The organism is Pseudomonadota bacterium (assembly GCA_039028935.1).
GTDB lineage: Bacteria > Pseudomonadota > Gammaproteobacteria > Steroidobacterales > SZUA-146 > SZUA-146.
The window spans coordinates 1-21,246 of the sequence record JBCCHD010000051.1; the positions used below are offsets into that span (position 1 = coordinate 1).

Genomic DNA, 21,246 nt, shown 5'->3' on the forward strand with positions numbered 1-21,246 from the left:
CGCCACTGCTGGCTGCATAGCCAGCAAGAGCGCACCTGCCAGCGCCCAAGAAACCTGTCTCATTGTCCTGCCCCTTTTTTACGTTGTTCTTTGTTTTTCGATTGGTGTTACTACGGGTAAGCAATAAATCGCTTCCTTTACCCCCACGATCCATTTCGAAAACCGGATCAGCGGGCAGAGCGCCACACCGGCTACCGCGAAGGAACACGCTATATAGCTGAATAAACTGAATAAAAGGCCAGCGGAACACAGAACAAGACCGGCGCTGATCGACCGCAACGGACGTGCGGGCATTGATCGTCTGGCGACGCGTGCGTCACTCTAGCGCTCGGTCACCACTCGACCTGCGATGCGCCGAGACGCGTTAACGTGGGCCGCGGGTGCGCCGCCCAAGCAGTTTGAGCCAAGTCAGACTGGCAAACGTGGACACAAATGCCGCAACGACCAGCCGCACAAGAGAATTTGGATCATCGATTTGAATCGGTGGGGCCGCCAACCAGGCGCGCCAAGCTTCACTGATCAATAGGCCGGTCACCAACCCAATCACCATAAAGCCCAATATCGCGAAGACGTCATCTCGCACATTGAGCGCGCGGCAGCACCAACGCGCCCACATCGCGTACAGTGCGGCGCACACGATCGCCAACAAAAATAGAAGGGCCACTCTCGGCATCGTTCTAACTCTTTGGTTATTTGGGCTTTGCTGAACTCTCAGCGAGGAAAAACACCCGGTCGCTCTATTTTAAGCACAATTTCGACGTTTCGGGGACCGAGTGGCAATGGGTGTTCGGCCGATTCTGCCGTCGCGCGTACGTTGCGCAGTCCGTGCCGTTAGGAGCGCGACGGGTCCGTCTGTGTGTTCAGCCTGGCGTACAGTCGACTCAACTCTCCGGGTACCGCCTGCCAGGCCCAGTGCGTGTCGCCGTCGTTGCCCCCATCAAAACGCAGATGCTCCATGAACGAGACGGCAATGGCGTGATTTAGACGTTCATCACCACGGGCAACAAACTGATCCAGAAGTGAAAAAAGCGCCTGAAGCTCGTCGCGGTGCTCTTGATCGATAAAATCTTGCGCCAACCGGCGCACCACCTGCATTTCGCGGTGCAACACGCCTTTGCTTTGATGGAGCGTGTCGGCGACCACAGGCCAGCGGGCGGCTACCGCCGCCAGCAGGTCCCTTCGCTGCTCTGTCACCTCGAAATACATGGTTCACCCGTTGGTGGCGGTCTGCCCACGCGCCATTCTTGCGGGAATTGGCTCGCCGCGCCCCACCTCAAATAGAAACGCCCTGTGTCTTATATCGTCCGCCTAACCGGATTTTAAAGACCCGATGCACACGATAGTCCGGCCGCTCAGGGTTTGCCCAGACCAAACTCCCACCGTGCGAACCCAGTTTCAACGCCTTGGTTGTCGGCCGTTCAACACGGTCTTGGGGGTGCCCGCAACACAATTGTGCTTATACCCATACAGGCGCACGACACGCGCCAACAATTCGACCAACCTATTCCGGGGGGCAGGAACATGACACACAACGAAATGAATCAACGGACAGCATGGTGGCTAGGCGTGACCCTGTGTCTGACATCCATCACGACCATGGCCGCGGAAAACGCCTTCAGCGGCACAGGTCCATTTGGTGGCCGCGTCACGGCGGTGCAATTTGATCCGGCAGACGCCTCGCGTGCTTACGCGCTCGGTGCCAACAACGGACTGTTTTTTAGCGACGATAGCGGCGCAAACTGGCAGCGCTTTGCGGTTGATCATCCGAGTATCAATCAAAACTCGATCTCAGGATTTGGCATCGACCCGAGCGCGCCATCCACCCTTTGGGTCGTGGACAATGGCAGTGAGGTCGCCCGCACCACCGACCGAGGTGCCACTTGGACCGCGTCCACGACAGGACTCGGCGGCGGGCTCTTCTCCATTACCGTCGATCAATTTAATAGCGGCACCGTGTTTGCGGACACCGGGACAACGCTGTATCGGTCTACCGATAATGGCGACACCTGGACCAATGTCTCTACCGGACTGGGCACGAACCCGCATACGTCAATCATGCAATCACCGAGCGACCCATCCACCTTTATGGTGTTGGGTTGGGATGGTCCGTTTAAGTCAATCGACGGTGGTCAAACCTGGGTGCAAATGGCTAACAACCTGCCGCTGACATCGAACGGGTATGTGTTTGCACGCTACGGTGTGTTTGACCCGCTCAACAGCGACATCGCGTTGATCAACGTATCGAATGAGGGAAATTGGCGCACGCTCGACGGCGGCGACACCTGGCAATCCTATGGAAGCGATGTACCCAATGATTTCTTTACTGAAATGGTGCGTGATCCGTCCAACAGTTCGCGCATCTATTTGGCCACCGGCAACAACGATGTGTTTGTGTCGAACAACGATGGTTTGAGCTGGGGAGCAGCCGATGTCAGTGGACTGGGACAATACACCGTCAACGACATCGCGTTTGATCCGGTCACGCCCAACCGCCTACTCATCGGTACCGCCACCAAAGGTCTCTACGTGTCGAGCGATGCGGGTGCAAACTGGTCGTTGAGCACCGAAGGCTTCGTAGCGATTGGCGTTGAAGCACTCGCGATCGATCAAAACGATGGTCGCATTTATGCGGGCACAACAGGCGGCACCGCCAACAGCAGCGATAACGGTATCAGCTGGTCGCAGAACGTCGGCAGCTATGATCTTTGGACGTTTGCGATGGAGGCCGACCCCAATACGCCCAATCGCGCCTACGCCGGCTCGAGCTGTTGCGGTCTGTATGAGACGGTCGACGCCGGGCAAACCTGGAACCGTATCGATCTGAATTTACCCACCGTTGTGGCGTCGTGGGTGACGGACATCGACATTCCGCGGTCCAACTCTCAGCAGCTCGTGTTCTCCGATTACAACCGCGGCCTGTTTGGCACGACCGACGGTGGCGCAACCTGGGCGCAGATCTCCACCGCGCTCTCATCGTTCTTTACCGGCAACGTGGTGCTCGATGGCGTGGATGCCGCCGAAACCGACTCCGCCATATTGTTTGTGGCAAGTCCCGACTTTCAGCGTGGCGGCATTTTTAAAAGCACCGACTTTGGCAGCAGCTGGTCGCGTAAATCCGGTGACGGGATTCCGGGTCCTACCCGTACATTCTCGGTAGCCGTACACCCACAAAATCCGAACATCGTGTTTGCCGGTGGCTCCTCTCTTTACCGCTCGGTGGACGGGGGTGACACGTGGAGCTTTCCCGCATCGGGTGTTGGCGGCACGGTCAAATCGTTGTATATCGACTCGGACAATCCGCAGCTCATGTACGCGACGAGCGAGAGCTCAGGCCTGTATCGCTCGGTCGATGGTGGCAACATCTGGACCGCCGCGCCTGGTGATGACGGTTCGGCTAAAGCCAATGGGTTGGTGGTCGATCCAACCGATCGCGGACGGGTATTGATTGGCTATGACGATGTCGGCTATCAAGAATTCACCTATGCCACCGATCTCGAGCTGAGTGATGACAGCGGCGGGGTCACAGGGTCGGCCGGTGAAGCACTTGCCGTGTCGCTCTCGATCACAGCCAACGGTCCCATCACTGCCAACGAAGTTGAGCTCAATGCGGCCGTGCCGGCTGGCGTGACGGCGACCGGTGCAACCGCCAGTTCCGGTACCTGTTCGATAGACGGCCAAGCCGTGCAGTGCGCGTTGGGGGCACTGTCCGATACCGCTACTGCCACCGTCGATTTGACCGTTATGGCGGCATCGGATGGTAGCTACAGCATCGACACCTCGGTTCGTTCGCTCGAATCCGACCCGGACGCTGCCAACAACATCGCCTCGGTGCCGCTCGTGATCGGGTCCGTCACCGATAGTGACGGCGACGGCGTCGGCGACAGCACCGATAACTGCACAACCATCGCCAACCCAGCTCAAACCGACACCGATGGCGACGGCTATGGCAATCGCTGCGACACCGATTTTAATAACGACTGCGTCGTGAACTTCCTTGATATCTCCGCATTCGCCGGACAGTTTCTGGGCACCAACCCCGACTTTGACATTAATGTCGATGGGGTCGTGAACTTCCTCGATTTTGTGGTGGTATCGCAATCGTTCCTGCAGTCGCCCGGCCCCGGTCAAGGCGCATGTCCCTGAGTAAAATCAGGGTCCTTGTCCCAACCTTGACCCAGGATTCCTGTTCCTGAGTCGATCGGTCGGGCGCACCCGACCGCGATGGATGCGGTTGTTTACGCACGCGTCGAACGGCGCGTGCGTTTTTTTTTATGCGCGCTCCATACTCGTCCGGCTGCGAATTAGGGGGCGCGTTGCTTGATCGACTCCTGTCATTTGCTAGTATCCGCTCTATTCGTTTTATTCATCACCGTTGGCTTCCCGCTGACACCCAGATAGAACATCCGTTCCCGCGATAAAAACCCACAGCCGAGGCATCAATGGACAGGGCAGCCATCGTTCATCAGAACTTCTTGCAGCGAGTGAGCGCGGGCGATTTTCCGCCGGGCAATGCACCTGATCGATCACTATCAAACCCCGAAGCGGTGGGTCTTTTTCAAGCACAGGTGTTAAGTCGCCAACTCGATCGCATTAGTAGAGACATGCAAAAGGCCGGACAAGGGTTCTACACCATCGGCTCGTCCGGCCACGAGGGCATGGCGGCCGTTGCTCATGCACTGCGCCCGACCGACATTGCCTTCTTGCACTATCGCGACGCCGCGTTTCAAATTGCGCGGGCCGCTCAAGTGCCTAACCAGACCATTGCCTGGGACATGATGCTGTCGTTCGCCTGTTCGGCCGACGACCCCATCAGCGGCGGACGCCACAAGGTGCTGGGGTCACACGCGTTAATGATTCCGCCGCAAACCTCCACCATTGCTAGCCATCTGCCCAAAGCAGTGGGTGCGGCGTTCTCGATTGGCGCGTGTCGCCGCCGCCCGCCCGAACACCAACTCGTGACCGATGACGCCCTCGCGCTATGCAGCTTTGGCGATGCCTCACTCAACCACTCAACGGCACAAGGCGCCATTAACACCGCCGGATGGACAGCCGTCCAATCCACCCCCCTACCGCTTTTGTTCGTCTGTGAGGACAACGGCATTGGTATCTCGACCAAAACACCGCATGGCTGGGTCGAAGCGTCGGTGCGTCATCGCCCCGGACTGCAGTACTTCAGCGCGGATGGGCTGGATGTATACGACACCTATCGCGTTGCGAAACAGGCCGCCGACTATGTGCGCACCAAACGCAAACCGGCGTTTTTGCATCTGCGCCTGATCCGTCTCTACGGCCACGCCGGCGCGGACATCGCCACCAGCTATCTGCCCAAAGCGGAAGTGGAAACCGATGAGGCCAATGATCCGCTGCTGCACAGCGTACGGCTTTTAATCGACGCCGGCGCCCTCACCGCCCGCGACGCACTCAAGATATACAATGATACGTATGCCCGACTGACGCGCATTCGTGCGGAGGTGATCAAACGTCCCCATCTTAAAACAGCGAGCGATGTGATGCGCAGCATTGTGCCGCCCGCTCGCGCCTGTGCACCCAAATCCAGACCGGCCGAAGACGTGCGTGCCAAAATCTTTGGCAGCGACTTCAAAGCGCTGTCGCAACCCCAGCCAATGTCACGATTGATCAACTGGGCGCTGACCGATTTGATGCTCGAAGAACCGGCCATTACGTTGATGGGCGAAGATGTGGGACGCAAAGGCGGCGTATATGGCGTGACACAAAAATTGTTCAATCGCTTCGGCACCGGCCGCGTCATCGACACACTGCTTGATGAGCAGTCGATTCTGGGTTTTGCCATCGGCATGGGCCAAAACGGTTTTTTGCCCATCCCCGAGATTCAGTTTCTCGCCTATCTGCACAATGCCGAAGATCAGCTGCGTGGCGAGGCCGCTACCTTACCGTTTTTCTCAAAAGGCCAGTTCACCAACCCGATGGTGCTACGCATTGCAGGGCTCGGTTATCAAAAGGGATTCGGCGGACATTTCCACAACGATAATTCACTCGCCGTGCTGCGCGACATACCGGGCATCATCGTCGCTTGCCCATCGAACGGGGGTGATGCGGCGCGTATGCTGCGCGAATGCACGCGCCTGGCCTACGAAGAACAACGCGTCGTGGTCTTTATCGAACCCATCGCTCTGTACGGTACCCGAGATCTTCATGAGGCGGGAGATGGCGCATGGATGAGTGTCTATCCGCCACCTGATGAGCGCATTTCGCTTGGCGAGGTCGGCCAATATGGCGACGGCACCGACCTTGCGATTATCTCGTACGCCAACGGTGCGTTTTTGTCGCGACAGGCTCAACCGTTATTGGCCGAACAAGGCATCCATGCGCGAGTGATCGACATGCGCTGGCTGGCACCGCTTCCGCTTGAGGCTCTGCTGGCCGCGGCCGCCCCATGCCAACGCGTGTTGATCGTAGATGAATGCCGACGCACGGGCAGTCAGTCGGAAGGGCTGTTTACTGCCTTTATCGAAGCGGGTCGCGAGGGTATCGCGCGGGTCGCGGCACACGATAGTTTTATCGCTACCGGACCGGCCTACGCCGCACCGCTTCCATCGGTGGAGGAGATTGTGAGTGCGGGCCGAGCACTCTGCGGAGACGGATCGTGACGCGCACCGCTGTCGTCGTCTGTCCAGGTCGCGGCACCTATAACAAAAGTGAGCTAGGTTATCTTCACCGACACCATGCTCACTCCTCGCTGCTCCCCTCGTTTGATGCTATACGGCAAGCACAACAACAGGAGACCATCACCGCACTGGACGGCGCGGAACGATTTGTCGGTTCAACCTACACACGAGGCGATATCGCGTCGCCACTGATTTATACCTGCACACTGGCCGATAAAGAGGCGCTGGCCGACGATATCGACGTCGTCGCGGTCACGGGCAACTCGATGGGCTGGTACAGCACGTTGGCGGCGGCCGGTGCTGTGTCACACGATGACGGCTTCCAACTCGTTAACACCATGGGTTCGCTGATGCAGGAACACCTGATCGGTGGGCAGTTAATCTATCCCTTTGTCGATGAGAACTGGCGGCCTGAGCCTGGGCTGAAAGAGGCGCTGATGGCGCAGGTTGATCGCATCAACGACAGTATCGACCGAGAGCTGTCCTTATCGATCGACCTGGGCGGCATGCTTGTGCTGGCGGGTAATGAACAAGGACTTCGCGCATTTGAACAGGCGGTGCCGATTCGACAAGAGCGTTTTCCGATGCGTTTGCCCAATCATGCGGCGTTTCATACCCATCTTCAGGCGCCGGTCGCCAGACTTGGCCGCGCTCGTCTGTCTCCCGACCTTTTTACCCAACCTCAGTGCCCCATGATTGATGGCCGAGGCGCGATCTGGTGGCCAGGCGCCACCGATCCCAAAGCGCTGTGGCAATACACGCTCGACCACCAGGTAATCGAGTCATATGATTTCACTGCCGCGATACGAACAGCCGCTCGCGAATTCGCCCCGGATCTTTTTATCGTGACAGGTCCCGGTAATACGCTGGGCGGCGCCGTCGCGCAGGCGCTTATCCTCTCGCACTGGCGCGGCATCGATTCGAAAGCCCGTTTTGTTGAACAGCAGACCGAACAGCTCGTGATGTGCTCAATGGGTCTTGACGCGCAGCGACCGGCGGTGAGCGTCGCCTGATCCAATTTCAGTCACCCATCTCATCGCATCCTCAATGCGCGATTCGGCACAACCCAAAGACACATCAATTCGATCCGTGCGGGCAACTCGACAACATGGATAGCTCAGGCAGTGGCTAGGAAAGCGTCAGCGTGCGTCTTCAATGAAAACGGCGTAACGGGCCGTTCAAGAGGTGTTGAGATTCAGAGTTTGGGAATCAGTCGGCCGGTCGTTTGCTCGTAGGTGCGGTAGGCATCGCCAAACTTCTGTCGCATCATTTCTTCCTCACGCGGCACGCGAATCATGTACATCACAAAAAAGGTCACTAGCCCGGCGTAGCCGGCAAACCAGTTGTTAATGAGCGTCGCTTGCGCAATAAAAATCAACGCGATAGCAGAATACATCGGATGTCGAATGCGTTTATAGACGCCCTCGTCAACCAAATTATGATCTTCTCGAATTTCGAGTGTGACGCTCCAGTTCCGACCCAGATCACGGTGGCTGCGCCAAAATAACCATAACCCAACCACCAAGCACAGCACGCCGATGCTACTCACCCACACCGGAATCGATGTGTTTGCAAAAGGAAAGACGCCAAAGAGAAGATGCGTGGCTGGGATCGGCGCCGAACCCAACCAGACGGCGATGAGCAGTAGCTTCTCGATGCGATTAAATTCTGACGATTGAATAACGTTTTGTTTATTTTCCTTCTCGTGGGGTGCACGAATGACACCCATTACGATCATGCCCAGCAACCAAACCAGTGGCCACGGGCCATTGACCGGCGTGCGCCAGATGATCGCGCCAGCTAACAGCGCACCCAACAACAACCATGCCGCCTTTTTCATTGGAACGTCCTTATTTCCTATTTATCCGCTTGAGCTACGCGTACGGGTTAACAATACGCCAAAGCAACTCGTTATCCGCCGCCCACTCAAACGTCACTGTGAAAGAGCACCAAGATGGCTCCCCACAAAACACCCGCCGCGGCGACAACACCGCCGACCCAAAAAAGCGCCATCACCTCAAAATGCATAGCGGCCGCAATGAGGCCGGCGCCAATCAGCACCAGCACGACCGGCACAGCTAAGCCGAGCAGAAACTTCGCTAAATCGGTGAATATCTCTTTAAGCATTCCGCTACCCCCAGGCAATCAGAGCGGCCATCAATGTATTGGCCAGCATCAACACAAAATCCGTGACAAATATGAATCGCATTAACCCTTGAACTTGCCACACGCCTTGCTGCATTCGGTTCTGGCGCCAAATCGGAAAATTGAAGTAGAACTGTGAGCCATGCGCTAAGGCAAAGAATAAACACAAGATGATGCGTTGACTGTCGCCATTGAAGGCATCGGCAAAGGCGAGTAGGACGAGGTTGAACGCACAGAGCGCAAAATTAAATCCGCCAAGAAACTTACCGGACTCGACTAATACATCGAATGCGGGTGAATCACGATACGCCTTTGGCACAAGAATTTTGGCAAACACCGTGTTTCGAAACACGAACAGATGAAAGCCCATCGCGAACCAAACGGCGTTTGCAACAAGCAGTAGCTTAAACAACATCGATAATGCCTATTTTTGCATTTACCACTAGCACCTTCACTGTCCTTTTTTACTCGGTGTCGATTCCAAACCAAAATCTCACTTACTGCGCCTCACACAGCAGGCTGTGCAGCTGCTTATCCACTTGCTCGCCCGAATTGCTAATGCCGCGTTCCGCGTGTGTCTCAGCGTTAATCACCCGAAACCCGGCCTCATTAAGCTGCGCGTGCATTGCCGCAAGACTGTAAAGCGTAAACCCATAGCGGGTGAATGGTAAGCGCGCCATAAATGCTTTATCACCGAACACCACACAAAACCGCCCACGAGGCGCGAGCACTCGGACGACCTCGCGCAAGTGCACCTGAACATCATGCCAGAAATAGACGGTATGCACGGCCAATACTCGATCAAACTGGCCATCCTTGAACGGTATGGACTCAGACGAACCCTGGGTGAACGACACGTGTCCTGTTTTGACATGATCCGCGTTGAGTTCGGCGGCGATCTCGACCATCTCTTGTGACCAATCGAGTCCTGCATACACCACGTCGACCGCTTCGGAAAGAATGCGCGGCGCAAACTGTCCGTTTCCCGGGCCCAGTTCGAGCACATGGTTAGAGGCGGTGATCCCCAACAACTCAATCGCACGGAGGTTAGCCTGCTCATTAGACCGATTCATCTGCACGGCCGTGTCGATCGCGACATCACCCGATGGCCGCCTGAGCTGGGCAGCGAGCTGGCGGGCCTTATCATCGCTCATATTCGTCGAACGATTGCATGCAATTACAAATTAAACACGCGCCGAGCGTTATCGCTGAGAAACAGTCGGCTCACCGTTTCATCAAGCGCCAGCGTCTCAAGATTTTCTAAGGCTTTTTTGTGGGTCAACATCGGATAGTTTGTGCCAAACAGCACTTTGTGGCGACCGTGCCCGGCGAGAAAATCGACGAGCGCCGGCGGATAGCGGTTGATCGTATAGGCCGAGGTATCGATAAACACATGCTCGTGTTTCGTGGCCACCGCAATCGCCTCATCGGTCCAAGGATAACCAATGTGGCCACCAACAATACGAAGCTCCGGAAAATCGAGTGCAACTTGATCAAGATAGATCGGACGCCCCACTTCGGATGGCATGAGTGGACCGGTATGGCCAATCTGCGTGCAAAACGGGACGCGAAGTTCGCAACAGGCCGTGTAGACCGGATAAAACCGCCGGTCGGTCGGTGGTAGCTCCCAGAGCCACGGCAATACGCGAATGGCTTTAAAACCCAATTGCTCAATACAGCGCCTCACTTCGCGAACCGCATGCATAGGTTTGGATAGATTCACCGAACCCACACCGACCAAACGATCCGGCGCCTGGGCAACAAAGTGTGCCACTTCATCATTGGAAATCATCGCACCGCGCGGCCCAACCCAGGCCGATATCAGGCTTTGGTCAACACCTGCCTCATCCATGCAGTGCAGCGTCGCCTCGACGGGCAGCTCTTCTTCAGGCAACGGAATATTGGTCCAACGACGCAACGACTCAAACATCGGATCTTGTAAATGTCGCAGAGTTGGATGCTGCGCCCAGGCGTCGATGATCATCGGAGATCTTTACGTATTCGAATGGTCAAGTTAGCGCGATACGATGGTACTGAAGCCGCCGTAGATCATCCGTTTTCCGTCAAACGGCATGGATTCAGGACTCCATTCAGCAAAACGAGGATCGCTCATTGCGTTTTTATTTCCCTCATCGCGCGCTTCCCGAGACGGCCAGGTAATCCAAGAGAACACCACGGATTCGTTCTTCTCGCATTTCACCGACAGCGGAAATGAGGTCAACACACCGTCGGGCACATCATCCGCCCAGTTTTCAACGATCGACAGCGCACCATGGTCTTTGAATACCTCGGCCGATAGTTCCGCCAATCGCACGTAATCGGCTTTTTTTTCCTCGGGCACTGCAATGACATATCCATCTACGTACGACATCCCATAGTCTCCTATTCCCCAGCATACCGCTAAGCTTATCGTTTTTAGCAACCCGCTCCAATCACTTGTTTGGTATTCTCCCGTTAATTGCTAGCGTCCGGCGATGGCCGCGGGTCGAATGCAACCTGAGTAGCCACCAGTTGGAGGTCGATTTGGTCGTTGTGCGGATTGGCGTCAGCGACACCACCTCGCGTGAAAATCCGGCGAGGTCACACTGCTGGATAACGACTTGCGATTCCATTTTTTGTCGCGCCTGAAGCGAGACGGCCGTCTGAGAACAACCGATGCATACAACGAGCCAAGTAGACCGCGTAATACGCGCCGTGCGGCGCTGTTCGACGTGCTCAAATCTCCCGCTTGGTCCGCGACCAATTTTGCAGCTTAATACGAACGCCAAAATCTTGATCGCCGGTCAAGCACCTGGAAAGAAGACGCACGAGAAGGGCATTCCCTTCGATGATGCGTCGGGTCAGCGCCTTCGAGAATGGATGGGTCTATCGAGGAATCAGTTCTACGACAAACAGCTCGTCGCAATCTTGCCGATGGCCTTTTGTTATCCGGGAACAGGTAAAAGTGGCGACCTACCGCCGCCGCCTATCTGTGCCGAGACATGGCGACGGCCGTTGCTGCAATTGCTCCCCAACATCCAACTAACATTGGTTATCGGCCAATATGCGTTGGACTGGCACCTGGCGGGTAAACAAAGAAAGACGCTCACCCAAACAGTCGGCGATTGGAAAACGTATTGGCCTGAGGTGGTGCCGATGCCGCACCCGAGTCCCCGCAACAATCGATGGCTTAAAAAGAACCCATGGTTCGCCGAAGAGGTCCTGCCGTCATTACAACACACCATTGCACAGCTCACGTCGAGCCCTTCAATCTAGCCTAAGTGCCGATGACATTAACCAGGGGGCGTCAGACCAGGCGGCCCTGGCTCTCGCGCGCATCGATTCTCAGGAGGTAGTGAGCGCTCTGCAATGATTCAGCGACCACCGCGTCGTCGAAAAGACGAAATTAAACCAACCTCAATTTGATCGCACACAAACGGTCGATTGCGACCTTATGGCAGCAGCACCCGCCCCTTTATCCGGTCACTACACAGTGCTGCACATGCGGAGTGTTCATTCTCCGAATACCCCTAGTCGGCGTGCCGAAGCGCATAGACATAGGCGTCAACGATCTCGCCCGTCTCAAGCGTTACCGCGACCGACTCTCGACGATATGCGTCCCCTTCGAAAGCATCGAGCATGGACCATTTGGTATGTAACAATGACGAAGACAGAACAAACCCCTCAACCACCGCACCGTCGGATGCCGGCACAATGCCGGGGTATCCCATTTTGGCGCCCCACCCTTGATCGAGAAGATGTCCTCGTACTGTCGCGGCCAACCACGTTCCCTCAATGTCGGCTAACGTGTCATGGTTGGCGCGACCGGGTGCAAGCGTTCCATACACGAAAAGCCGCTCTGTTTCCTTCGTCACACTCTGGCCTCATTTTCGCCCGACCGGTGCGACGTAATCGCGAGGTATTCTAATGCTTTCACGTTGAGCGCGATGCGGTAATGTTGGCAAAAATCGTAACCGAAAACATCGATGTATCGACTGCCTTGTCTTGCCATTACTTTAATCCTTCGTCCTTTTCAGCAGACCAATACGACAGAAAGTCACGGCCAACCGAATTGGAAAGCCCTTCCAATGTAGCCCCTGAGAGCACCGCCGAGTGGTGGTAAGCCCCAGATCCGTCTTTCGTAACAAAGGCAATTCGAACCTGAAACCAATCGGTGTTGATGCGCGCCTGGGTTACAGGCGTACCATAGAACGTCCCGCTGAAAGTGCGTTCATTCACCATTGTGATAACGAGTTCACTAAAGTAGGCATCGGACTCAGGCGTTGGCCGCAGGTCGACTTTCCAGACGCCGATCAGCTGACTTGCATCCGGTGACTGCATACCATTCATCGGTGCAACACAGCTTGTGAGCAGCGGGAGAATCAAAAAAAACAGTAGGCGCATCTCGCGTTCCCCAAAAGATTGATTAGTTGCTGGCCACCAAAAAGTCGGGCATCCTTCTCCCAAGAGTCCACGCGCACAAGAATAACGTAGCGAGTAGGCGGGCGACGGTTAGCACTAAGTAAACTTATTGAACGCCGTAATGTCGGCGGCAATCTTCAATATCCTCGATGGAATAAGTGATCGTTCGATCGGTTCTGTATTCTTCGCCTGTTTTGTCAAACTTTTTCAACTGAAGCGCTTTTGTCGCGGCTTCCTCAAACACGCCAGCTGGGTGAGACGAAATGACGTCGGCCTCTTTGATGTTGCCATCGACGTCAATCAGAACATCAAAAATGACCACTCCTTCAATGCAATTTTGAAAAGCACTCAGAGGGTAGTATGTTTCTAAGGGATAATAATTATCTCGGCAGCCAAGAATGGCAACACAGCACGCGATCAACACCAAAGGTTTACCAGCAAAATGACGGCCGACAGTGGAAAGCACGGACCGTCTTCGCCGCGACTCAACACGCATTCGAATCAAACCGGAGCGAGTCGCTCTTTGCCTATTCGTCGTGATGGCCATGCGTGGATAATACCGATTCGACATGTCACTGCTCCATTTTCTTATGTCATCAAGCGCTATGCTCAGTTGCGCCGCGCCTCAAAAGAGCTTGAGTCATTGGGCATCGATCGTACAACGTCGCCATTGACTCGACTCAATCCGGCGAGACAGCAATCAATTCATTACGCCCAACTCGGTCCAAGCCACATGATCATTGCGTTATCGATTCTATCTCGATAAGCCAAATCCTTCTTAGTTGCAAAAGGAACCGAGTGGAGTGCATGGCTTGGTTAGACCGCATGGCGCTCGCGCTCACCTGTCTCGCTCAGTTTTACGACTTGTCGGTTATTGTACCAAACACAAGGGACACCGTTATCGCACACGCAACGTAGAGAATTGAAAAAAGAACATCTTCCCAATTTCCTGCATCCGACAGTAAAATCGAACTCGGAATTAGCGCAACAAAGAACCCCACCAATGCAACGTTCCGCCTGGAGTAAACACCAAAATACGACAACGCAAAATAGGCGGGCAATCCAAATACCAGTGTACACACATAGGAAATCGCGATAGCAACAATCGAAATGAACGCCCAAGGCCCAAAACCATACTCAGGAACCGGAAACGCCAAGTAGATTATCGCCACACAGATAGTCACGGGAATCGCCGATGCTAGAGGGGCGACCCCCAGGCCTAAAATAAGACGAGCGACGCGACTACTCATACAGCGGTCCAATTACAATTTCGTTCTCATTCCAAACCGACAACTAAAACGCCGATCAAACACGACTTCATCATGCCCGATCACCTCAGAGTTAACGGCGTATGCGTGGTGGCCAATGCCCAAACGCCACATCGCCAACCAGAGTAAGCGGCCAGTCCTTCTTGAAGCTCGTCGATGGATACCGCGTGCACATTCAAAAGACAACACAACCACTGATCTCAGCCGCCATGAGCACGTTCGCGCGTTGGGCAACCGCCAAATACGTGGGCGCGCCGATGGACCGTAGCGGTGACGTTATATGCTGCAAGCCAAAAATACACTACCGCGTTTTTTCTACCTCAAGGGTTTTGAACCCCTTGCCAAACTCGCAATGAATATACGTAAATCGTCCATTGTCTCGTTTTCTTGGCTCACAACCAATATGGCCATCTATGCTTTGAGTCTTGTTATACTCGTCCAGCATCTTCTTGAAATCTCTCCATTTCTTGGCTTGCATTTTAGTACCAAACTCACTATCAGCAGGCGATACCACTTTATTGATGCCGGCCCCAATCGTTGTGCAGCCCGCCAGAATAAATAGAACGAAAAACAGCATGATTACTTTCAATTCCGCACTCCATTCGCGAGTGGCAATATACCGTCTAGGTTCAGCGTCCGGCTGAAGATTGCAAGTTCTCATACGACAACCTCTCCCACGGAAGATAAACTATCGAACACCGCCAACAAATCGCCCTAGATGTTTGAGGGACAGCATCAATAACATAATCATAGCAATTATCCATAGAGCAAACATGAGCCACCTCATGGGAGCAGCGGAACTCGCCATTAATCCAAATACCCAGGCCTTTATGAAAGAAAAATCCGCCCCCAACAGCACGAGCGGGCCATCAGATAGAATTGGAAGAAGAAAGAACCTCAGAAAAAACAGGGATAGAAGACAAACAAAGAGCGAAACGAATCGCAGTGGCCAAGATAAGCTCCTTGCTAAAATCGCCTCATGTTTCTTGCGGTAGTGGTCTGTAGTCTTTTGACTCACTTAACTTGGCACCCAACGCTTAAAATGAGCAGTCGGCGCGCGAACGGTGCTTTCTAGCGACTTAGCGTTCACCAGCCTGCTCCAACGGTGTGTTTGGCGGCGGGTACGTCACAGCCGCCAAGCGTTCCTCTGCGGCTTTCAATGTTTCCTCCGTCCACACATCTACCACGCTGCCCTCCCTCATGTATTGATCGGTGAAATCTTGGGCAAATGCCAATGGATGATATCGCTGCCCGTTCTTTCCCGTGATCTCTTTGTTTCTGATCCATAGGTCGTTGATTGCAATATGAATCGTATTTGAAAGCCCAAGAGCCGTTGCGACCACATCTCGCCAATCACCCTCGGCAACGTTGAAGACTCTATATAAGTGCAACGCCTGATTTTTCTTAGATTGTTGCGTATCAAGCTCGCCGATGGAGTCTAATATGAAATCCTCGAAAAACAGGTATATAGGCGACTCTTTGTACCTTGGCTCATCGAGCCCTCGAGGTTCCGGTAGCAATTGTTCAAGATCACACATTAAAACCGCCTAACTATTACGATCAACCGCGGCTGATCTTTGCATGACAATCCGACGGCGCCGACCGGTCGGTTACATTGACGGGTTATGCAGCGCCAACGACCCGCTCAATTGCAATAAGAGTGGGTAATTCAAAGAAGCCCACGGCTGGGTTTTTTTGGCGGGTCAGAGCAACCTGAACATATGGTTTAGCACTCGAATCTATTTTTCCTTCGTCCATTAGTTGACTCAAAGCGGTAGCAATAATAGTAACGTCTAGAGTAAACATATCGTATGAATCAGCCATAAACGCCGCGCCGGGATTCTTTAGATCTTGTACTACCTGCTCGTCACTACAGAGCGAATCATTATACTGTTCAAGTTGTCCGGCGAGTATCCAGTTAAAACACTCCGTTAACGGTCTATCCGGACGGTCTAAACGCCAGTTTCGAAACTCATAATACGATTCAGCACCTTCATCGCTTCCAAATGGGGCCATCTCGTCAACACAGTCCCAAAAAAATGGCTCCGTCATCAATTCCCGCGCTCTGGGGTGCGCAAGTTCTGGATTATTGAACGGATCGTGATCGTCTGACTCTGTCATGCCTAACTCGCTATATAACTATTAAAATCAGCCGACACTGATGACAACAAGGGCAAAGCGATACGTTGGCCCACCAGTTGCATTGATTTGTTAGACAGAGCTGCGTAATTCATCGCGAATCTCCATAATTATTCGGCCTAACCAATTTGAACCACTTCCGTCTTTCCCACAACCCCAAAAATAATCCCCTGGAGAGTTTTCTACGATCTCTTCATCTCCAGTCGCCATCAACATTTCTTTCAATGATTTGTGTGTTAGAAACTTCTTCCTCACCGCACGCTTCATTACATCGATGCGAATCTCGTTCCAATCAACTCGAATTGGTTCGGAACGAGATCTGCCCAGACTCGCAGCTTGTTTAGGGCCGTGTGCTCGCCGAATCTTTTCGCGGTATTCCTCATTGTCGAACTTCTGGGCTTGAAAATAATGTTCAACGGTCTCCCACCATAATCCATCACACTCAATACCGTACTTCGAAAAATTAGAGTACTCGTAGTTAGGCTCGTTTTTCGTATAAAAGTAGATAGCCACGGAGAAACTCTGTCTAACTACTAAAATCAGCCGGCGCTGATGACGATAAATGCATTACGACACCCCGTCTCGGCGATTGCATTGATTTGTTATGAAGCATTTACTGGATACTCCATTATCGCCTTCCTCAATAGCTTAACCAGTCGTTGCCTATTCTTAAAAGACTTCGATTTTAAAGGGATGCGGCTCAGCCAGTGAGCGCTGGGGCCCGACGTACCTGAGACAAGCTTAGAAAGGCGGACAGTAGTCGGAAGTAATCTGAGCTCAAGCACCTCCACGACATGCTCAATTTCGTGGACTGATGCAAACTCGAGAACATTACTTTCATACTCAATTAGGCACCGGCAAAATCCCTTGCCAGGAATCGCGCTTGGTAACTCGGGGCTATGAGATCCCGCCACATTCCACACTCCGCCAGAAAGCGGCCGATGCGCCCAATAGGTGACTAGTGATTCCCTGAATGAATCGCTGTACTCGAAGCTAATCGCGCCCATGACTTGCAGTATTGATACTAAGATAAGCCGATGTTGATGGTGATAAGCGCATGACGATCATCCTGTCGCGATCGGTTGCATTGATGTGTTATATCCCTTCTTCGCGATGCTGACTGAACCTCTCATACCAGCCATCTTCGGTAAATATCTCGCCTTGAAGCCCGTCCGACATTTCTGCAACATTGCATTGACCGACGAAAACCGACACATCGTTTCTTTTTTCCTCGAGAGCAAAAAGAAAGTCGTGCACGCCAACATCTATGCATTCAGTGATCAGTTTACGTATAAAGCGCCTTTATTCTTCCGTGAATGTACGTAAAGTTTCCGAACTCTCTTTGTGCGCTTTCAAACTGTAATTTTCTGACTCAATATCTAGATAGTGGTTAAGCGCCGAATCTCTCAGTTCTGCGACCAATTCCCCAAACTTATCGAGCTTACTCATAGCTGAACAGTTCCGCTAGAAATATAACCACTAAGATCAGCCGACGCTGATGACAATAAGGGCACTACGATATCCTGTTTGTGCGGCTGCGTTGATTTGTTGTATGCCCGAATCAACAAAAGACTAATTTTTCCGTCCATCACAATGCAGACCCAGCAGCACGAGCAACCCTGAACCAAATAACCACACGCCAGCCGGTAGCGGAATTGCGGCGACATCGCCAGCGTGCACAGCCCACGCCCCATAGTTGCCCAACTTGCCAGCGGGGCTCTGGACGCCAAGGCCAAAGCCGAAGCTCCATGCGGTATCGAGGTTGCCCGCGAACTCGGTACCCGACCAGTGGACGTTTTGGATGTTCATGAACAGATCCTGATCGCCAGTAAAGTCGTCGAAGTACACACCCATCAAGCTGTGATAGAACAGGTGGCCCAGCTCGTTGTCCCGGCAGGCTAGTTCTGTCGCCGTAGTGCAATTAACAATCTGTAGGTCCTGGTTAAGGTCCATCGACGGCAAACGCCAGTCCTCAAAGCCGCCATAGGACAAGGTTTCCACCCAAGCAACCGCGCTATCCCAAGTCATTAACCCATCGGTATCATTTAAACCACCATCGAATACTGATCCTAGGCCAAAACTCGCATTCTGTAGCCAGGTGATGCCCAGTACGTCGTCGTAAATCATCCCGTTACCACGGTCAATCAGCGCCGCTGGAACCAGGGTGGAGTAGGTGGCCAGCAGAATCCCTGCCAACAGCAGTCGCGTGCGCATCGTTGCTTGCCCCTTATTATTATTGGTAATCGTTAATCTTGCTCTGGCTAAAAATATACCCTCGGCCATACAGCACGCGAGAAAATCCGAGACAAGAATCAACTATCAATGGCTTAGCGACACTAGCGACGTAATCTGACCCGCGAAGCGCGGGAGAGCAAACTAAATTTCTAGAGCATCGCCTCGGCCTGAGCCATGGCCGCAGCTGGATACCATCGCAAATTCACGGAGATTGAATAGAAGTTTATTGCAATTTTGACAGACCTCCGCAGTCCACCCTCTGCCCAACTTCGTGGTTTGACGACAACGAATTGCAAAACAACAGGAATCGTATTCTCTGCAGCAAATCCAGCAGCCTACACTGGTCAGGTATCTATTGCGCCGAGGTGAGCGGCACTTGACGGCAACTGACCGGAGCGGCAGTGAAAGGAAGGCGCGATCAAGTGTCAGCGCCACCGACTTATTAGGCGGCGGTTCCTCGACTGCAACGCGAGTCCTTGTTCATGACCGAACACGGCTCGGATTGTGATTTCCCACGGTTCAGCGATGGATTCGTAGAAAGATCAAAGCACCTCATACAGGAAAGATTCCAATACCCTCCACTACCTATGCCGGATTGGTATCGCGTCTTACCCGGCTACGTTCAAAATGCTTTGCTGCTTTCTCGAACTTATCTCTACAACCGGGATTGCAGAATCCGACGATATGCCCCTCCCAAGTTGTTAGAGAATCGGCCGACACAGGCTCGCCCGACCAAGGACAGGTCTTATTAATACAGTCTTCTAATTTGAGATCATCCATAACGCTCTCCAGAATAAAAAACAATTACACACATTAGCCGATTGGAATCGCAAAAGAGTCTATGCAACAGTTGTCTCGACCGATCCAAGGCAGTGCGAAAGCGTTCTAAGTAGCTTTCGCCAGCCGCGAGCGTGAAGCGATGACCATTGGGTATTTGAAATAGTTCGTAGCCGAACGCGGCTTGACCGAACTTCTCAAATATTCGCTCAAATGACATCTCGCATGGTCTCTCAAAGCGACCTAACGCCCAGCATCAGCGACCCGCTTGGAGCAGAACGAGAAGCGAGCGTAGCGGAAAGCGAGTCTGTTGCGCACAGTCTTTAGTCCCCATTACGCTTGGGTTCCACGGATACAAACAAAGTCATAATTTGCTCAATTACGGCTTCGTCTTCCTCAGTATGGGAAAAAATCTTAATCGTCGCTTTACCAAGGTTGAGCGCGGCTGAGTACATGCATTCGATCGCTTTTTCTTTAGTGTAATAGCAAATTTCAAAGAGTACGCCGCCTCCTTCAGCATACACTGGAGTGGGTACTGGGATATTTGTAGGCTCAGCATTCAACTTCTCCGACAAGTCGGAAATAGGCTTCTTTGCGATCTCGGCCAGCGATTGGCTTGATGGCACCATCGTCTCTATTTGAAACATCGCCCGACCGCTTTGGTGCAACAGCACTAGATCCTCTTTCCTCTCTTGCTTGGGAAACATATGCACCCATTCAGCAGACGACACCCATACGGTGTACAAGTCAGAACGGCCTGCAATCGTTGAATCTGGCTCAATTTTCAATGAAGGCGAGTTCTTCAGTAATTTCTTGTTAATACAGGTCATGCTGGCGTGCTGCTCTAAACAGGATGCCATTGATATTTGATCACAACCAACACAAAAGAAAACAATCAGTGCGGGTGCGGTGAATAGTTTCATGAAATTTCTCTCCAGTTGACAAACGAGGTTAACGACTAAGATCAACCGCTGCTGAGTCGAGTAAGAGAAAGCGGCGGCGTCCATTCGTCGGTTGCATTGGCGCGTTATACATGGGTATCACTTACGACCCAAATTACGACAAAGGAATCGCCATAAACGTCTCCAAAACATTCCTTCTGCCACCAACAACTTTGACACCCATGATGGGGTTCCTTCGTTCGCTAATTCTCTAGTAGCTGATCCCACGGCCTTTACGCCACAGAACAATGATCTCCACACAAATACGATGACCTTGATCTCGACAAGGATTAGCCCAGCCAGGCCCACATAGCATAACCACCCAACGGAGCCCAGGATCTGCTGTTGCTATAAAGGCACGATGTGACCGACCAGCCAAATTGAAAAACAGGCCATTGCAACCGCTCGCACCACGGCTTGTTTGCCAAGATACCGATAGCAAACTACGTAAAGCAAAGGCAGCTGGATAGCAAAGTCAAATAACAAAGCTGCTTCTAGGCTTCGCTGTGGAGACCAACCTTAAGCGCTCGATAAAGGGCATTCTTTCGGTCAGAGATTTTCTTTCCCAGACTTGGCGCATCGATTTTGACAGGAGATTCCGATGCCCAAGCCCAAGACGCCGCTGACGAAGTGTCAGCGCTACTGGCTGCGCCACATCAACGCCGCCGACGCGAGCGGCGGCACACTGGTCGC

The 21,246-nt window shown here is 53.3% G+C and carries 24 protein-coding genes; 4 read left to right on the forward strand and 20 right to left on the reverse strand.

The window, feature by feature from the left end; translation table 11 throughout:
• Nucleotides 1–364 precede the first annotated feature (364 nt).
• Nucleotides 365–664: a hypothetical protein gene (locus AAF465_15800; protein MEM7084193.1), complete on the reverse strand. Its 300-nt coding sequence runs from the start codon at nucleotides 662–664 to the stop codon at nucleotides 365–367.
• Nucleotides 665–831: 167 nt separating this feature from the next.
• Complete coding sequence (locus AAF465_15805) at nucleotides 832–1,206, reverse strand: hypothetical protein (protein MEM7084194.1); 375 nt, start codon at nucleotides 1,204–1,206, stop codon at nucleotides 832–834.
• A gap of 315 nt (nucleotides 1,207–1,521) precedes the next feature.
• On the opposite strand from AAF465_15805, the gene AAF465_15810 reads away from it, so the two are divergent.
• From AAF465_15810 to AAF465_15820, 3 genes are all read left to right on the forward strand, one after another.
• Nucleotides 1,522–4,143, forward strand: a complete 2,622-nt coding sequence (locus AAF465_15810; protein ID MEM7084195.1) for a thrombospondin type 3 repeat-containing protein — start codon at nucleotides 1,522–1,524, stop codon at nucleotides 4,141–4,143.
• A 296-nt stretch (nucleotides 4,144–4,439) separates the two neighbouring features.
• Nucleotides 4,440–6,629, forward strand: coding sequence for a thiamine pyrophosphate-dependent enzyme (locus AAF465_15815; GenBank protein MEM7084196.1), 2,190 nt, complete (start codon nucleotides 4,440–4,442; stop codon nucleotides 6,627–6,629).
• Nucleotides 6,626–7,660, forward strand: coding sequence for an ACP S-malonyltransferase (locus AAF465_15820; protein MEM7084197.1), 1,035 nt, complete (start codon nucleotides 6,626–6,628; stop codon nucleotides 7,658–7,660). The genes AAF465_15815 and AAF465_15820 overlap by 4 nt, the downstream gene beginning before the upstream one ends.
• 182 nt (nucleotides 7,661–7,842) lie before the next feature.
• On the opposite strand, the gene AAF465_15825 is transcribed toward AAF465_15820, so the two are convergent.
• The 6 genes from AAF465_15825 to AAF465_15850 form a co-directional block, all read right to left on the reverse strand.
• Entirely contained in the window at nucleotides 7,843–8,487 is a 645-nt protein-coding gene (locus AAF465_15825; protein ID MEM7084198.1) for a protein-S-isoprenylcysteine O-methyltransferase, read from the reverse strand.
• A gap of 86 nt (nucleotides 8,488–8,573) precedes the next feature.
• Nucleotides 8,574–8,774 carry a hypothetical protein gene (locus tag AAF465_15830; GenBank protein MEM7084199.1) on the reverse strand — a complete coding sequence of 67 codons (201 nt, stop codon included), beginning with the start codon at nucleotides 8,772–8,774 and terminating at the stop codon, nucleotides 8,574–8,576.
• A gap of 4 nt (nucleotides 8,775–8,778) precedes the next feature.
• On the reverse strand, nucleotides 8,779–9,207 hold the full coding sequence (locus AAF465_15835) for a hypothetical protein (protein ID MEM7084200.1): 429 nt from the start codon (nucleotides 9,205–9,207) through the stop codon (nucleotides 8,779–8,781).
• Between the two features lie 82 nt (nucleotides 9,208–9,289).
• Entirely contained in the window at nucleotides 9,290–9,946 is a 657-nt protein-coding gene (locus tag AAF465_15840; GenBank protein MEM7084201.1) for a class I SAM-dependent methyltransferase, read from the reverse strand.
• A 23-nt stretch (nucleotides 9,947–9,969) separates the two neighbouring features.
• On the reverse strand, nucleotides 9,970–10,776 hold the full coding sequence (locus AAF465_15845) for an amidohydrolase family protein (GenBank protein ID MEM7084202.1): 807 nt from the start codon (nucleotides 10,774–10,776) through the stop codon (nucleotides 9,970–9,972).
• Nucleotides 10,777–10,806: 30 nt separating this feature from the next.
• Nucleotides 10,807–11,163, reverse strand: coding sequence for a DUF1428 domain-containing protein (locus AAF465_15850; protein MEM7084203.1), 357 nt, complete (start codon nucleotides 11,161–11,163; stop codon nucleotides 10,807–10,809).
• A 284-nt stretch (nucleotides 11,164–11,447) separates the two neighbouring features.
• Between AAF465_15850 and AAF465_15855 the strand changes: the two genes are divergently transcribed.
• On the forward strand, nucleotides 11,448–12,047 hold the full coding sequence (locus AAF465_15855) for a uracil-DNA glycosylase family protein (GenBank protein MEM7084204.1): 600 nt from the start codon (nucleotides 11,448–11,450) through the stop codon (nucleotides 12,045–12,047).
• A 254-nt stretch (nucleotides 12,048–12,301) separates the two neighbouring features.
• Here AAF465_15855 and AAF465_15860 read toward each other — a convergent pair whose 3' ends face one another.
• From AAF465_15860 to AAF465_15915, 12 genes are all read right to left on the reverse strand, one after another.
• On the reverse strand, nucleotides 12,302–12,646 hold the full coding sequence (locus AAF465_15860) for a gamma-glutamylcyclotransferase family protein (GenBank protein ID MEM7084205.1): 345 nt from the start codon (nucleotides 12,644–12,646) through the stop codon (nucleotides 12,302–12,304).
• A 136-nt stretch (nucleotides 12,647–12,782) separates the two neighbouring features.
• Complete coding sequence (locus tag AAF465_15865) at nucleotides 12,783–13,175, reverse strand: hypothetical protein (protein MEM7084206.1); 393 nt, start codon at nucleotides 13,173–13,175, stop codon at nucleotides 12,783–12,785.
• 124 nt (nucleotides 13,176–13,299) lie between these two features.
• Entirely contained in the window at nucleotides 13,300–13,659 is a 360-nt protein-coding gene (locus tag AAF465_15870) for an energy transducer TonB (GenBank protein ID MEM7084207.1), read from the reverse strand.
• A 391-nt stretch (nucleotides 13,660–14,050) separates the two neighbouring features.
• Nucleotides 14,051–14,443 carry a hypothetical protein gene (locus AAF465_15875; protein ID MEM7084208.1) on the reverse strand — a complete coding sequence of 131 codons (393 nt, stop codon included), beginning with the start codon at nucleotides 14,441–14,443 and terminating at the stop codon, nucleotides 14,051–14,053.
• A gap of 319 nt (nucleotides 14,444–14,762) precedes the next feature.
• Nucleotides 14,763–15,050, reverse strand: coding sequence for a hypothetical protein (locus AAF465_15880; protein MEM7084209.1), 288 nt, complete (start codon nucleotides 15,048–15,050; stop codon nucleotides 14,763–14,765).
• A gap of 490 nt (nucleotides 15,051–15,540) precedes the next feature.
• On the reverse strand, nucleotides 15,541–15,999 hold the full coding sequence (locus tag AAF465_15885; GenBank protein MEM7084210.1) for a hypothetical protein: 459 nt from the start codon (nucleotides 15,997–15,999) through the stop codon (nucleotides 15,541–15,543).
• Nucleotides 16,000–16,084: 85 nt separating this feature from the next.
• The gene (locus AAF465_15890) at nucleotides 16,085–16,582 is read right to left on the reverse strand and encodes a molybdate metabolism regulator (GenBank protein MEM7084211.1); all 498 of its coding nucleotides are present in this window, start codon (nucleotides 16,580–16,582) and stop codon (nucleotides 16,085–16,087) included.
• A gap of 90 nt (nucleotides 16,583–16,672) precedes the next feature.
• The gene (locus AAF465_15895; protein ID MEM7084212.1) at nucleotides 16,673–17,113 is read right to left on the reverse strand and encodes an NADAR family protein; all 441 of its coding nucleotides are present in this window, start codon (nucleotides 17,111–17,113) and stop codon (nucleotides 16,673–16,675) included.
• 582 nt (nucleotides 17,114–17,695) lie between these two features.
• Nucleotides 17,696–17,857 carry a hypothetical protein gene (locus tag AAF465_15900; GenBank protein MEM7084213.1) on the reverse strand — a complete coding sequence of 54 codons (162 nt, stop codon included), beginning with the start codon at nucleotides 17,855–17,857 and terminating at the stop codon, nucleotides 17,696–17,698.
• Nucleotides 17,858–18,172: 315 nt separating this feature from the next.
• Nucleotides 18,173–18,814: a DUF1566 domain-containing protein gene (locus AAF465_15905; protein MEM7084214.1), complete on the reverse strand. Its 642-nt coding sequence runs from the start codon at nucleotides 18,812–18,814 to the stop codon at nucleotides 18,173–18,175.
• Between the two features lie 606 nt (nucleotides 18,815–19,420).
• Entirely contained in the window at nucleotides 19,421–19,615 is a 195-nt protein-coding gene (locus tag AAF465_15910; protein ID MEM7084215.1) for a glutathione S-transferase, read from the reverse strand.
• Between the two features lie 320 nt (nucleotides 19,616–19,935).
• Entirely contained in the window at nucleotides 19,936–20,535 is a 600-nt protein-coding gene (locus AAF465_15915; protein ID MEM7084216.1) for a hypothetical protein, read from the reverse strand.
• Nucleotides 20,536–21,246: the final 711 nt, after the last annotated feature.